The organism is Amycolatopsis sp. NPDC104775 (genome assembly GCF_055583325.1).
In genome coordinates this window covers 1-12954 of record NZ_JBVJOE010000023.1, presented here as the reverse complement: position 1 = coordinate 12954, position 12954 = coordinate 1, and the positions used below count along the sequence as shown (strand labels likewise).

Sequence of the window (12954 nt, the reverse complement as noted above, 5' to 3'; positions counted from 1 at the left end):
CCCGGGCCCCGGTCCGGAGCCGACCTTGGGGAGACTCCCATGAGCAACATCGACGTCGTGATCACCGGCATGGGCGCGACGACTCCGCTTGGCGGGGACGTCGCGTCCACTTGGGACGGTCTGCTGGCCGGCCGCAGCGGGATCCGCACGATCGAGGCGGACTGGGCCGCGGAGCTGGACCTGCCGGTGCGGATCGCGGCGCAGCTCGCCGTCGAGCCGACCGACATCCTGCCCCGGGTGCAGGCCCGCCGGCTCGACCGGTGCGAGCAGGTGGCGCTCATCGCCGCCCGCCAGGCCTGGGCCGACGCCGGGTTCGCCGAGCAGACCGACGAGCACACCGACGTCGAACCGGAACGCCTCGGCGTTTCGATCGGCACCGGGGTCGGCGGGCCGGTGACCCTGCTGACCCAGAACGATCTGTTGCACCAGCAGGGTCTTCGCAAGGTGTCGCCGCTGACCGTGCCGATGCTGATGCCGAACGGCCCGGCCGCGCACGTGGGCATCGACCTGAAAGCCCGCGCCGGGGTGCATTCGCCGGCGTCGGCGTGCGCGTCCGGGGCCGAGGGCATCGCGACCGGCTTCGAGATGATCCGGTCCGGCCGGGCCGACGTGGTGGTCGCGGGCGGTTCCGAGGCCTGCATCCACCCGATCACCGTCGCCGGGTTCGCCCAGGCCCGCACGGTGTCGACGCGCAACGACGACCCGGCCGCGGCGTCGCGTCCGTTCGACGTGAGCCGCGACGGCTTCGTGCTCGGCGAGGGCTCCGGCGTCGTCGTGCTCGAGCGGGCCGACCGCGCGAAGGCCCGCGGCGCGCGGATCTACGCGAAGCTGGCCGGCTACGGCCTGACGTCCGACGCCTACCACATCACGGGCAACCACCCCGAGGGCATCGGGCAGATCGCGGCGATGCGCGCGGCGATGACGATGGCCGGACTGTCCCCTTCGGACGTCGGCCACGTGAACGCGCACGCGACGTCCACTGTGGTCGGCGACATCGGCGAGGCGGCCGCGATCCGGTCGGCGGTCGGCGAGCACCCGGTGGTCACCGCGCCGAAGGGCGCGCTTGGCCACCTCGTCGGCGGGGCCGGAGCGGTCGAGGGCATCGCGACGATTCTCGCGCTGTACGAGGGCGTCGTGCCCGCGACGCTGAACCTCACCGAGCTCGACCCGAAGGTGCAGCTCGACGTCGTGGCCGGGGAGAACCGCAAGGTCGAACTCGCCGCGGCGCTGTCCAACTCGTTCGGGTTCGGCGGGCACAACACCGCGCTGCTGTTCACGCCGGCGAACTGAGTTCCCTTTTACGGTGAAAGGCCCCCGCGGGAATTCCCGCGGGGCCTTTCATTGTTTCACTGGGCTTTCAGCACTTGTCGTGTTCGGTGGCGGTGCCGTCGACCGTGTCGATCCGGTACGAGCCGTGCTCGTATTTCATCGGCAGCACCAGCCGCCAGCGGATGCAATCGTGCGGGAAGTCGACCGGGGCCTCGTTGAGCGACTGGGTGCTGGTGAACCCGACCAGTGCCCGCAGCGTGCCCTGCGCGCCCGGTTCGATGCGGTACAGCAGGACGTCGACGTCCTTAGTGGACTGGAAGTTGCGGTGCCAGTCCGCTTCCGGGGTCTTGCTGCGGCGCGCGTCGCTGACCGTCTCGGTCCAGGCGTCGTAGTCCTTGCGGTTGAGCGCGGTGAAATAGGCCTGCAGCACGGTGCGGACGGCGTCGTCCTGCGGATGGTTCTGGGCGTCCGGGGTGACCTTGACCTGTACCGCACCGGACTTGTCGGCCGTGCCGCCGCTGGTCGTGGCCGGCGACGCCACGGGCTGGCCGTCGGCCGCGCGCGGGGAATCGGGGCGGCGGTACAGCTCGCGGGCGAGCAGACCCCCGGCGACGGTGATGGACAGGACCACCACGAGCACGGGGATCAACCACCGCTGACGGGAAGGCGGGGCCGGGTCAACGCTCACCCGGGTGAGGGTACCGCTCCCGTTCACCCGACCTGGTGCAGCCAGGTGACCGGGGCGCCGTCGCCCGCGTGCCGGTACGGCTCGAGCGCCTCGTCCCAGGCCGCGGCGAGGAGTTCGTCCAGTTTGTGCGCGAGGGTTTCGCCGCCGCGGGTCATGCTGACGAGCGCGCGCAGCTGGTCCTCGCCCACGACGATGTCGCCGTTGGCGCTGGTGCGGCCGTGCCAGAGCCCGAGACCGGGCGCGAAGCAGAACCGCTCGCCGTCGACGCCCGCACTGGGTTCCTCGGTGATCTCGAAGCGCACCATCGGCCACGCCTTGAGCGCGGCGGCGAGTTTGCCCGCGGTTCCCGCGGGCGCGCTCCAGCTGCATTCGGCCCGGAGCTGTCCCGGACTGGCCGGCTGGGCCGTCCACTTCAGCTCGACCCGGGCACCAAGGGTGCCCGAAATAGCCCACTCGACGTGCGGACATACCGCAGACGGCGACGAGTGGACGTACACCACGCCTCGGGTGCTGCCACGGGTGCTCACTGCTGACCTCCGCTTGTTCGACGAGGGACGTCTTCCCCTACGACCTCTCGAACCTTGCGCAGGTTGCGTAGCCTCCACGGCAGTTCCCGACCTGTGTAGCACATTCTGCACCCCAACCGTGCCGTTTGGCCACACGAACACCACAAGTCGCAGCGGACGACCCATTGTGGTGAGGCACGCCGACGCGAGGGCGCGGAGCACGGTTCCGGCGGTTCGGCACGCTAGCGTGGTGCACCGGAAACGCTGCGGATTCGACAGGGAGAGTTTCGGTGCGACTGGTCCGTCTCGGGCAGCAGCCCTCGCGCGTCGCGGAAGACGTGCGGGCCGCACTGGCCTCCCTCGGCCGGGGGAGCACGGTGATCGGCGGCGTCGCGCTCGTCGGGGCCCGCCCGACCGGCGACCGTCCGGTCGAGGCGGTGGTCGTGCTTCCCGCGGGCGTGCTCGTCGTGATCGGCGTGGACCTGCCCGACCCGGCCCTGCGGCTCGAAGCCCCGCTCAGCGGCCCGTGGAAGGCCGACGGCTGGCCGCTGGTCCACGGCGACGACGTCAATCCCGCCACCGAAGCGCTCGACCTGTCCCAGGAATGCGAACGCCGCATCGCGGAACTCGGCGGCGGCCCGGTCGGCACGATCGTGGCGGTCGGGCCGTATGTGGAGACGGTCGACCAGCCGCCGGGCGACCTCGCGGGCCCGGTCCGGGTCCTGCACCCGACGCCGACGACGATGCTGGCGGCGACGGTCTCCCTGGCCACGGCACGGCATCCGCGGTCGGTGGACCAGGCCCGGGCGTTGATCGCGGCGCTGGCCCCGGATGCGCCGGAGCTGTCGGACGAGGTTTTGCGCGGGGAAGGCTTCGTGCGGTTCGCGGACGACAATCCCGTTCCGCCGGGGCCTCGAGCGCCTGGAGCTGTTTCGGCTGGGGTCGCCGGTGCTGGCGCTGCCGTCGCTGTGGCTCCTGGCGCGGCTGACGCGCCGAGCCTCACCCCCGCGAGCAAGGCCGCGACGACCACCGTCAGCCCGAACGCCGCCGGACCCGCGACGACGACCAGTCCGGCGGAAGCGGCTGACTCCACCGGAACCAGCGCGGCCGCTGCCCTCGGAACCAGCACGGCTGCCGCCGCCGGAACAGGCACAGCTGGCGTCGCCGGAACAGGCACGGCTGCCACCGCCGGAACCAGCGCGATTGCCACCCCCGGAACAGGCACGGCTGCGACCGGCGGAACCGGCGCGGTTGCCGCCTCCGGAACAGGCTCCGCTCCTAACGGCGGAACCGGCGCGACTGCCACAGCCGGTCGCGACACCGGTGTTCCCCGCCCGGCGGGTCCCGCCGACGCGGCCCGTGCCAGCACCATCGAGCCCGCGATTTCCCGGCCCAACCAAGCTGAAACCCCTGGACCGAACGGAAAACCCGCCGCGGCCGCCTTCCCCGCGCCCAGTCCGGGACCGCAGGCAAGCCCGGGAAACGCTCCGGGCCTCCCCGTCTTCCCCGGTGCCGGGACCGGGCCGCAGGCTGCTGCTTCCCCCAGCAGCCGTTCCACCGCACCGGATTCCGCCGTTCCCCCGGTGCCGCGGCCCAAGATCATCGCGGTGCGGCCGCCTCGGCCGGAGATTCCGCCCATCAAGCCGGAGTCGCTTTCCGAAGCCCCCACCGAATCCACCGACCCGCCCGAGGCTCCGACCGAGAAGATGCCGTCTCCGGCGAAACCGCCGGTCGCCGGACGTCCGCCCGCGGCGGTTCCGCCGGTCGCGCCGGTGCGGGTTCCCGGGCCGAGCAGTCCGCCGCGAGGCGCGGCTCAACCTCCGCGACCGGCTCCGGCCCCCGCGACGGGAGCAGCCAGCGCGGGCTCAGCGACAACCAGTCCGGGCACGGGATCAGCAGCCACTGCGGGAACGGCAGCCACCGCCAGCCTGGGCACAGGACCAGCAGCCCCCGCGGGAGCGACAACCAGCCCGGGAACGGGATCAGCCGCCGCTGCGGGAACGGCAGCCACCACCAGCCCGGGCACAGGATCAGCAGCCCCCACGGCAACGGCAGCCACCGCCAGCCCGGGAACGGGATCAGCCGCCCCTGCGGGAACGGGAGCCCCCGCCGGAGCGGGAACCGGCCCGAACTCCCCGTCCGGGTCCGGGAAACCGGCTTCGCGGACCGTCAAATGGGTGCCGATCGCGGCGATCGTCTTGCTGGTCGCGCTGGTGGTGTCGGCGATCGTCGTGGCGACCAGCGGCAGCGACGGCACCGCCGCCGCGCCGCCTGCCAGCAGTGCGCCGCCCAGCAGCGTCCCGAGTCCGGTGCCGAGCAGCCCCAAGTCCAGTGCCCCTCCGGCGCCGACGCTCACCTTCGAACCCCGGGCGAGCAGCGCTGACCAGAAGTGCGCCTCGCACGCGTTCGGGGACGTCCAGGCGAGTCTGCAGCAGACCAGCTGCTCCGGGGTCCGCCGCGCGAGCTACACGGCGCTCGTGGACGGACGGCCCGCCGCGGTGACCGTCGCGGTGGTCGCGTTCCCGGATGCCGGACAGGCCAATCACCTCAAGCAGATCGCCGACAACCCGGGCGGCGGCGGAATCCTGGACGTCGCCACGGAAACCGGCAAGTGGCCGTCGGGCCCGCCGCAGTTCGACGGCGCCGCTTACGCCAGCAAGATCGACGGGAACGGCGTCCGGCTCGTGCAGGCGGTCTGGCAACCGGGACCGTCCACAGCGGACGATCCCGGCCTGGCTCGCGCGGCGAAAGGCGCGCTCGACTTGCAGCTGCCGTCCTGAGCAAACGACTCAGCGCCAGCCGTTCTCCAGCAAGTCGAACGCCACGTCGACAACCCGCGGCGGATCGTCCGAACGGTCGGCCAGCGCGGCCGTCTCCAACGCGAAATGGGCCAGCACCGCACACCGCGGATCGTCTTCCGGCACACCGGTTTCCGCCGCGATCACCCGGCTCAGCGCGTCCTCGTGCCCCATCCACATCTTGTGCCAGTACTCGGCGAGCGCGGGCGTTTCCCGCACCAGCCGCAACAGCGGCGCGGCTTCGGCGCGGATGCCGGAGGTCGCCCGTACGTGCACATGCGCACGGAGCGCCTCCAGCACCGACACGCCTTCCGGCCGGTCACGAACCGCCGAGACCAGCGCTTCTTCCACCTCGGGCTCCCGGTCGAACACGAGAGCTTCCTTGGTCGGGAAGTGCTTCATCAGCGTGGTGGTGGACACGTCGGCGGCGTCGGCGATCTCGCGCACGGTCACCTGGTCGTAGCCGCGCTCCAGGAACATCCGCAGGGCAGCGTCGGCCAGCGCCTGGCGGGTCGCCGCCTTTTTGCGTTCACGCCGGCCGGGAACGGGGGCACTGGTCATGCCCCGACGCTACCGGACCGCGCGCTGTTCAGAGCCCGTAAGCCTCCAGCAGCCGCAGCCACACCTCGCTGATCGTCGGGAACGCCGGGACGGCGTGCCACAACCGGTCCAGCGGCACCTCGCCGACGACCGCGATCGTCGCCGAATGCAGCAGTTCCGCCACGTCCTGGCCGACGAAGGTGACACCCAGCACGACGCCGCGTTCGGTGTCCACGACCATGCGCGCTTTGCCCTGGTATCCGTCCGCGTGCAGGGAGGAACCGGCGACCGCGATGTCGATGTCCACCACCCGGTCTGCCGATCCGTCGCGCGCCTCGGTCAGGCCGACGGACGTCACCTCGGGGTCGGTGAACACCACCTGCGGCACCGCGTGATGGTCGGCGGTCGCGCTGTAGCGGCTCCACGGTTCGGTCGAGATCTCCTCGCCGCGGGCGCGGGCGGCGACCGAGTCACCGACTACCCGGGCGGCGTATTTCCCCTGGTGGGTCAGCAAAGCGCGGCCGGTGACGTCACCCGCGGCGTACAGCCAGCCACCCTCCACAGCGGACACTCGGCCGCTTTCGTCCACCTGGAGCGGGGCGTCGGTCGGCAGGCCGAGCATGTCCAGCCCGATCGAGCTGGTGGCCGGGGCGCGGCCAGTGGCGACCAGCAGTTCGTCGACCACGATCTCGTCGCCGCCGGACAGTTTCAGCCGCGTTCCACCGTCCACAACGGACACTTCGCTCAAGCCGGAGTTGACGTGCACCTGGACGCCCGCCTCGCGCAAGCCGTCCAGCACCAGGTCTCCGGCGAACTCCGGCAGACGCGGCAACGGACGTTCGCCGGTGATCACGAGGTCGACTCGCGCACCGAGCCGGGCCCACGCCTGCGCCATTTCGACGCCGACCACGCCGCCGCCGAGCACACCGAGCCGTCCGGGCACCTCGGTCGCCGACGTCGCTTCGCGCGAACCCCACGGCTTGATGGTGTCCAGACCGGGAATCCGCGGCGTGCGCGGGACGCTGCCGGTGCACACGATCACCGCGTGCCGGGCCGAGAAAACCCGGCCGTCGTCGAGCGTGACTTCGCGCTCACCGGTGATCCGGCCGTAACCGCGCACGGGTTCGATGCCCGCGCCGCGCGCCCATTCGACCTGGCCGGAGTCGTCGCCCTTGCCGGTGAACCAGTCGCGGCGCGCGAGCACCTTCTCCGCGTCGAGCGCGTCGCCGATCGGCACCCCGGGCATCCGCTTGGCCGCGGCGAGCAGGTTTCCCGGGCGCAGCAACGCCTTGCTCGGGATGCACGCCCAGTACGAACACTCCCCGCCGAACCGTTCGTGTTCGACGAGCGCCACCTTCAGCCCGCCCTTCGCGGCTCGTTCGGCGGCCACTTCCCCGACCGGACCCGCCCCGATGACCACTACGTCGAAACTCTCTGCTGCCATGGGCACAGCGCACACCACCGCGCGGGTTCGCGCAAGCCTGCCGCTATTCTCGTACGAGAGCTGCAAGAAACCGGCGGCACCGCGGAATCCGGGTCGTCGCCGTGCCGGTTGCACGCACGACCACGATCGAGCACGGGAGGCTCCCATGGCGAGGAACACTGCTGTCCGCACGCTGGACGACCTGACCGGAGGACGCGCGGCCGAAACCGTCGCGTTCGCGCTGGACGGCGTCGAGTACGACATCGACCTCGGCACCCGCAACGCGGCCGCCCTCCGCCGGCTGCTGGAGCGCTACGCCAAGGCCGGCCGCCGCACGGGCGGGCGGAAGCTGCGGCCGCGGCTGATCGCCGGGGCGAAGAAGGCCGAGGCCAAGCCCGCTGCGGAGAAAACCGCCGCGACGGGCGGGAAAGCCGTTGCTGGCAAGAAGACCGCCGCCGGTTCCGCGAAGACCACGGCGAAGACTGCCCGAACGGGTGGCGCGGGCCAGTCCGCGCGCAAGGCTCCGGCCAAGACCTCGGCAGCCAAACCGGCGAAGGCCGCTGTGAGCAAGACCGCGGCCAAGTCGACGAAGGCCGCCGCGGTCAAGAACCCCTCCGGCAGCGCGGCGAAAACCGCTACTGCCAAAACCGCTGCCACGCCGGTGAAGGCCGCCACCACCAAGACAGCTTCCGCGGCAAAGAGCGCCCCGGCAAAGACCTCGAGCGCCAAGGCGGCTCCCGCCGCGGCGAAAGCCACCACTGCCAAAGCCACTCCCGCCACGAAGGCCACCCCGGCGAACACCGCGACCGCCAAAGCAGCCCCCGCCGCGGCGAAAGCCACCACTGCCAAAGCTGCTCCCGCAGTGAACGCCGCTCCGGCACCGGCCAAGCCGCGCCGCCGTGCGGCCGCCGCCGTGCCGCAGGTGCTCTTCTCCTCCTCCGGCAACTGATCCGTCCGTGAGGGGAACCCTGAGGGAATCTGATTCCCTCAGGGTTCCCCTCACGGACTTTCGACCAGAGTGCGCGAAAGTGGCTGCCGGACAAGGCGGTCAGGAACGCTGGCGTCCTTCGGCGTGCCAGTCCGGATATTCGTAACGGCTCCACAGCAAGGCCCGCTGCCGCTCCAGCTCCCCCGCCGTCGGTTCGCGCGGCGTAAGCGGGCCGAGCAATCCGGCCGCGGCCGCGCGGACGGTGTCTTCCACTTCCGTCCGCGGCAGCCGCACCCCGTGGTCGAGCAATGACGCGACCTTGCTCCGGTGCGAATCCAGCGGTTTGGGGTCCGGCGGCGGCCCGGTGAGGTAGGCGCCGACGCGAGCGGCGTCGGTGTCGACCAGCAGAGTCGAATGCGCCAGCAGCACGTCTTTGGTGCGGAACACCGCGAAACCGCACAGTTTCGCGTCGCCGACGAAGATCCCGCGGTCGCCGATTCTCGCTGGCAAGCCCAGTTTCTCCACCGCTGCGGACATCACCAGGCCGAGCATTTCCAGCGGACGGGTCGCGGGGCCGGGAAGCACGAGCGTCACGTTGAGATTGCCCGGGTCGTGGAACACCGTCCCGCCGCCGCTGGCCCGGCGCAGCACGGGAACGCCGTCGCGAGCGCATTCGTCCACGCGGACTTCGCGGGCGATGCGCTGGCCCCGGCCGACCACGACGCACACCGGGTTCCGCCACAGCCACAGCAGCGGCTCCGTCGGCCCCTCGCGCAGCAAAGCCTCGTCGAACGCCAGGTTGTGCACTGGGTCGGTGAATTCGGCTCGGACTTCCGACCCGCTCGGCATAGCGTTCCTCCACGATCAACTGGACTTCGGGATCGTAGAGCAGGCTCAGGACACGGCTGGTCCGAGCAGGTCCCAGCGGTTGCCCGCGATGTCGCGGAACACTACGACCCGGCCGTACGGCTCGGTCCGCGGTTCGCCGAGGAACTCCACTCCGGCGTCCCGCATCCGCTGATAGCTGGCGTCGAAGTCGTCTACCCGGAGGAAAAATCCGACGCGGCCGGCGTGCTGGTCGCCGACCGCGCGGGACTGCCGGTCCCCGTCGGCTTGAGCCAGGAGGATGCCGGTTTCGCCGCCGGGCGGGCGGACGACCACCCACCGTTTGGGGCGGCCGTCATTGGTGAGCGAAGGCGAATCCTCGGCCAGGTCGAAACCCAGCGCGCGGGTAAAGAAGTCGATCGCCTCGTCGTAGTCGTCGACGATGATCGCGGTCAGCTGCAGGAAGGCCATGCCGCTAAGGCTGCCAGTGCGGCACGCCGAGCAGGATCATCCGGAGCCGTTTTTCCGCCGCGACCAGCGTGCGCTCGTCGGCGGCGGTGTCGCCGGGGCGGATTTCCAGCAGTTCGGCGACCGTGCCGAGCATCGCGGTGACGATGAGGTCGGCCAGCACGTGCAGGTCCTCGGTGGGCCAAGTGCGCAGCGGATCGAAGCGCGCCAGGTCCAAGGCCAGGTCGCTGGAGAACATCCGCATCTCGACCGCGATCGCCCGGGACACCGCGCCCGAACCGGCGTAGCGCTCGCGCGTGACGAACCGGAAGTGATCCTCGTGTTCGCGGACGTGCCGGTGGAGCGTGCGCACCGAAGCCCGGATCATGCTGCCGTAGCCGCTCTGCTCGGTGCGCGCGCTGCGAAGCATGCCGCGCAGCGTGCGCGTGGTCTCTTCGACCAGCGCGACGCCCAGCTCCTCCATCGACGAGAAATGCCGATAGAACGCTGTCGGCACGATGCCCGCGCCCTTCGCGACCTCGCGCAGCGAAAGGCTGGCGAAACTCCGGTCGGCGAGCAGGTCGAGCGCCGCGTCGAGCAGCGCCTGACGGGTGCGCTGTTTGCGCTCCTGCCGGCTCACCGGGCCGGCCGGCTCCTCGGCTGCGGACACGTCGAGCAGCGTACTGGCGCTCGTCGCATGGCCCACGTCACATCACCTCGCTTCCGCGTTGACAGGCCCCCCGGCCTTGCCCCCACACTATTCAGTGTACGACTGTGCACTCAAACTTCTGGAGGGGTGATGACCGCACTGCTCCCGCGCCGTGTGCGCGGGCTCGTCTCGCTCGCCGAGGCGCTGCTCACCCCGCACGGCGCGGACCGGTACCTCGAACTGGTCGACCCGATGCTGGTGCGGCGCGAGATCCGCGGCCGCGTCACCGCCGTGCGGCATCAGACGCCGGACACCGTCACCTTCACCGTGCGGCCCAGCCGGGCGTGGCAGGGCTTCCGCGCCGGGCAGTACGTGCGGATGCAGGTGGAGATCGACGGCGTGCGCCGGACCCGCTGCTACTCGCCCTGCGGCGCGCAAGGCAGCGACGACCTGGAGTTCACCGTGAAGGCCGACCCGAACGGGCTGGTGTCGCGGCATCTGCAGAACACCGAGGTCGGCGCGGTGGTCGGGCTTTCGCCCGCGGACGGCGAGTTCACCCTGCCGTCGCCGCGCCCGGACCGGATCGTGCTGATGAGCGGCGGCAGCGGGATCACGCCGGTGCTCGCGATGGCCCGCACTCTCGTCGCCGAGGGCCACCCCGGCGAGATCGTGTTCCTGCACTACTCGAACACTCCCGAGGACGCGCTCTACCGCGCCGAACTGGCCGAACTCGCCGCCCGGCACCCGGCGTTCCGCGTAGTCCAGGCGCACACCCACGCCCGCCGCGGCGGAGACTTGCACGGCCTGTTCTCGCTCGAACACCTGGAGAAGGCCGCGCCGTGGTTCCGCGAGGCCGAGACGTTCCTCTGCGGCCCGGCTCCGCTGATGGCCGCCGCCCGCGAACTCTTCGAGAGCGAAGGCTTGAGTGCACAACTGCACACCGAAGAGTTCACGGCAGCGCCGTTGACCTTCGACACCGCGGCCGCCGAAGGCCGGGTGCGCTTCGCCCGCAGCGGCCGGGAGTGCGACAACTCCGGCAAGCCGCTGCTCGAACAGGCCGAGGACGCGGGCCTGACGCCGGAGCACGGCTGCCGGATGGGCATCTGTTTTTCCTGCACGCAGCTCAAAACCGCCGGCCGCGTCCGCAACGCCCGTACCGGCGAGGTCTCCGGCGAAGAGAACGAAGAAATCCAGCTCTGCGTCAGCGTCCCCGTCGGGGACGTCGAAATCGACGCCTGACCACCGGAGGAAGCATCATGACCGGTCTGCAAGACCGCCTGACCCCCGAACAGGTCGAGGAATTCGGCCGCGAGCTCGACGCGCTGCGCCAGCGGATCGTCGACGATCTCGGCGAGGAAGACCTCGACTACATCCGCAAAATCATCAAAACCCAGCGCGCCCTGGAGGTGACCGGCCGAGGCCTGCTGTTCGCCGGCTTCCTGCCGCCCGCGTGGCTGGCGGGCGTCGCGGCGCTGTCCGCGGCGAAAATCCTGGACAACATGGAGATCGGCCACAACGTGATGCACGGCCAGTACGACTGGACGCGCATCCCGGAGCTGAGCTCGCAGCGCTTCGAATGGGACACCGTCGCGCCGGCGGAGAACTGGCGGCATTCGCACAACTACATCCACCACACCTACACCAACATCGTCGACAAGGACCGCGACGTCGGCTACGGAATCCTCCGGATGGACCCGGCGCAGAAGTGGCATCCGTACTACCTGGGCAACCCGGTGTACGCGACGCTGCTCGCGCTGCTGTTCCAGTGGGGCGTAATGCTGCACGACCTGGAGGTCGAACGGGTGGTGAAGGGCGAGCGAACCTGGGCGGAGAACGTCCCGGTGCTGCGCCGGATCGTCCGCAAGGCCTCCCGCCAGATCGGCAAGGACTACGTCCTGTTCCCGCTGCTCACCGGCCCGCTCGCGCCGCTGACGCTGCTGGGCAACGCGAGCGCCAACCTGGTCCGCAACCTGTGGGCGTTCTCGATCATCTTCTGCGGCCACTTCCCCGCGGACGTCGAGAGCTTCACCGAGGAAGAGACGGAAAACGAAACGCGAGGCCAGTGGTACCTGCGCCAAATCCTGGGCTCCGCGAACATCACCGGCGGCCCGCTGTTCCACATCCTGTCGGGAAACCTGTCGCACCAGATCGAACACCACCTGTTCCCGGACCTCCCCGCCCGCCGCTACCCGCAAATCGCGGCCGAGGTGCGCGAAATCTGCGAACGCTACGGCCTGCCCTACAACACCGGCCCGCTGCGCAAGCAGCTATGGTCGGTAGCGAAGAAAATCGTGCGGCTGGCCCTCCCCGGAAATCCGGCCCCGACCGCTACCGTGGACCCGGAACGGCAACTCCGAGCAGCCTGAGGAAGCCCATGGTCGGCCCATTCGAAAGTGGCAAGGACACCGTGCAGGAGCTGACGGAGTCAGCAGCCACTCACATCGGCAACATCGCCACGATCATCACCGGCGCAGTCCGCGACATAGCCCGCGAAACCGGCGACTGGTTCACGGACATGATCGAAATGCGCGAAGCAGCCCAACGCGCGAAGGAAGACGAAGCCCGCCTGGACCACACTCCTCGGGCGGACTGACCCCCTTCGCACCTCCGTGAGGGCCACCCTCACGGACTCCCGCTTCCCCCCGGGCCCCTCATGACCCCCCACCGGTCGTGAGGGGCCCTTTCACGTACCCAGATTCCCCCAAGGAGCACTTCACAGACCCGACTACCGAGAAAACGCAAACCCCCGCCCGCGACCCCACCCGACCACACACCCCAAACCCCGCGCCCCACAGCTCACCGAGCCCTACTCAACACAGACCTCCCACACCCCTCCAAACCAGAGCCGCCCCAACCGACCAACCGCCTTCGACATCCCAAA

At 70.7% G+C, this 12954-nt stretch carries 13 protein-coding genes; 6 read left to right on the top strand and 7 right to left on the bottom strand.

All coding sequences use genetic code 11. The features are described 5' to 3' along the window. The first annotated feature begins 39 nt into the window (after window positions 1-39). Window positions 40-1290 carry a beta-ketoacyl-[acyl-carrier-protein] synthase family protein gene (locus ACZ63D_RS42590; RefSeq protein ID WP_465360015.1) on the top strand — a complete coding sequence of 417 codons (1251 nt, stop codon included), beginning with the start codon at window positions 40-42 and terminating at the stop codon, window positions 1288-1290. A 67-nt stretch (window positions 1291-1357) separates the two neighbouring features. Here ACZ63D_RS42590 and ACZ63D_RS42585 read toward each other — a convergent pair whose 3' ends face one another. Both ACZ63D_RS42585 and ACZ63D_RS42580 read right to left on the bottom strand, forming a co-directional pair. Next, window positions 1358-1957, bottom strand: coding sequence for a hypothetical protein (locus tag ACZ63D_RS42585; protein ID WP_465360014.1), 600 nt, complete (start codon window positions 1955-1957; stop codon window positions 1358-1360). Between the two features lie 23 nt (window positions 1958-1980). Further along, complete coding sequence (locus ACZ63D_RS42580; protein ID WP_009074684.1) at window positions 1981-2484, bottom strand: DUF3145 domain-containing protein; 504 nt, start codon at window positions 2482-2484, stop codon at window positions 1981-1983. A 269-nt stretch (window positions 2485-2753) separates the two neighbouring features. Between ACZ63D_RS42580 and ACZ63D_RS42575 the strand changes: the two genes are divergently transcribed. Further along, entirely contained in the window at window positions 2754-5243 is a 2490-nt protein-coding gene (locus ACZ63D_RS42575; protein WP_465360013.1) for a hypothetical protein, read from the top strand. A gap of 9 nt (window positions 5244-5252) precedes the next feature. Here ACZ63D_RS42575 and ACZ63D_RS42570 read toward each other — a convergent pair whose 3' ends face one another. Then, the gene (locus tag ACZ63D_RS42570; protein WP_465360012.1) at window positions 5253-5822 is read right to left on the bottom strand and encodes a TetR/AcrR family transcriptional regulator; all 570 of its coding nucleotides are present in this window, start codon (window positions 5820-5822) and stop codon (window positions 5253-5255) included. A gap of 28 nt (window positions 5823-5850) precedes the next feature. Further along, window positions 5851-7245, bottom strand: a complete 1395-nt coding sequence (locus tag ACZ63D_RS42565; RefSeq protein ID WP_465360011.1) for a dihydrolipoyl dehydrogenase family protein — start codon at window positions 7243-7245, stop codon at window positions 5851-5853. 145 nt (window positions 7246-7390) lie between these two features. On the opposite strand from ACZ63D_RS42565, the gene ACZ63D_RS42560 reads away from it, so the two are divergent. Beyond that, complete coding sequence (locus ACZ63D_RS42560; protein ID WP_465360010.1) at window positions 7391-8173, top strand: Lsr2 dimerization domain-containing protein; 783 nt, start codon at window positions 7391-7393, stop codon at window positions 8171-8173. Between the two features lie 99 nt (window positions 8174-8272). Here the strand turns inward: ACZ63D_RS42560 and ACZ63D_RS42555 are convergent, their stop codons facing one another. From ACZ63D_RS42555 to ACZ63D_RS42545, 3 genes are read right to left on the bottom strand one after another with little or no spacing between them, the layout of a single operon-like run. Next, on the bottom strand, window positions 8273-9001 hold the full coding sequence (locus ACZ63D_RS42555; protein WP_465360009.1) for a lipoate--protein ligase family protein: 729 nt from the start codon (window positions 8999-9001) through the stop codon (window positions 8273-8275). Window positions 9002-9046: 45 nt separating this feature from the next. Continuing rightward, window positions 9047-9448: a VOC family protein gene (locus tag ACZ63D_RS42550; RefSeq protein ID WP_465360008.1), complete on the bottom strand. Its 402-nt coding sequence runs from the start codon at window positions 9446-9448 to the stop codon at window positions 9047-9049. A gap of 4 nt (window positions 9449-9452) precedes the next feature. After that, the gene (locus ACZ63D_RS42545; RefSeq protein ID WP_465360007.1) at window positions 9453-10130 is read right to left on the bottom strand and encodes a TetR family transcriptional regulator; all 678 of its coding nucleotides are present in this window, start codon (window positions 10128-10130) and stop codon (window positions 9453-9455) included. A 93-nt stretch (window positions 10131-10223) separates the two neighbouring features. On the opposite strand from ACZ63D_RS42545, the gene ACZ63D_RS42540 reads away from it, so the two are divergent. Genes ACZ63D_RS42540 through ACZ63D_RS42530 form a run of 3 tightly spaced genes read left to right on the top strand, consistent with a single transcriptional unit; the run spans window position 10224 to window position 12666 of the window. Then, entirely contained in the window at window positions 10224-11312 is a 1089-nt protein-coding gene (locus tag ACZ63D_RS42540) for a ferredoxin reductase (protein ID WP_465360006.1), read from the top strand. 17 nt (window positions 11313-11329) lie between these two features. Continuing rightward, window positions 11330-12439 (top strand): fatty acid desaturase family protein, encoded by a 1110-nt coding sequence (locus ACZ63D_RS42535; RefSeq protein WP_465360005.1) that lies wholly within the window; start codon window positions 11330-11332, stop codon window positions 12437-12439. 8 nt (window positions 12440-12447) lie between these two features. Next, the gene (locus ACZ63D_RS42530) at window positions 12448-12666 is read left to right on the top strand and encodes a hypothetical protein (protein WP_465360004.1); all 219 of its coding nucleotides are present in this window, start codon (window positions 12448-12450) and stop codon (window positions 12664-12666) included. The last annotated feature ends 288 nt before the right edge of the window (window positions 12667-12954 follow it).

Excerpts from the sequence above, each read along its gene's own strand:
- ACZ63D_RS42590 (WP_465360015.1), top strand. The coding sequence starts at position 40 with ATGAGCAACATCGACGTCGTGATCACCGGCATGGGCGCGACGACTCCG.
- ACZ63D_RS42570 (WP_465360012.1), bottom strand. The coding sequence starts at position 5,822 with ATGACCAGTGCCCCCGTTCCCGGCCGGCGTGAACGCAAAAAGGCGGCG.
- ACZ63D_RS42565 (WP_465360011.1), bottom strand. The coding sequence starts at position 7,245 with ATGGCAGCAGAGAGTTTCGACGTAGTGGTCATCGGGGCGGGTCCGGTC.
- ACZ63D_RS42560 (WP_465360010.1), top strand. The coding sequence starts at position 7,391 with ATGGCGAGGAACACTGCTGTCCGCACGCTGGACGACCTGACCGGAGGA.
- ACZ63D_RS42555 (WP_465360009.1), bottom strand. The coding sequence starts at position 9,001 with ATGCCGAGCGGGTCGGAAGTCCGAGCCGAATTCACCGACCCAGTGCAC.
- ACZ63D_RS42550 (WP_465360008.1), bottom strand. The coding sequence starts at position 9,448 with ATGGCCTTCCTGCAGCTGACCGCGATCATCGTCGACGACTACGACGAG.
- ACZ63D_RS42540 (WP_465360006.1), top strand. The coding sequence starts at position 10,224 with ATGACCGCACTGCTCCCGCGCCGTGTGCGCGGGCTCGTCTCGCTCGCC.
- ACZ63D_RS42535 (WP_465360005.1), top strand. The coding sequence starts at position 11,330 with ATGACCGGTCTGCAAGACCGCCTGACCCCCGAACAGGTCGAGGAATTC.
- ACZ63D_RS42530 (WP_465360004.1), top strand. The coding sequence starts at position 12,448 with ATGGTCGGCCCATTCGAAAGTGGCAAGGACACCGTGCAGGAGCTGACG.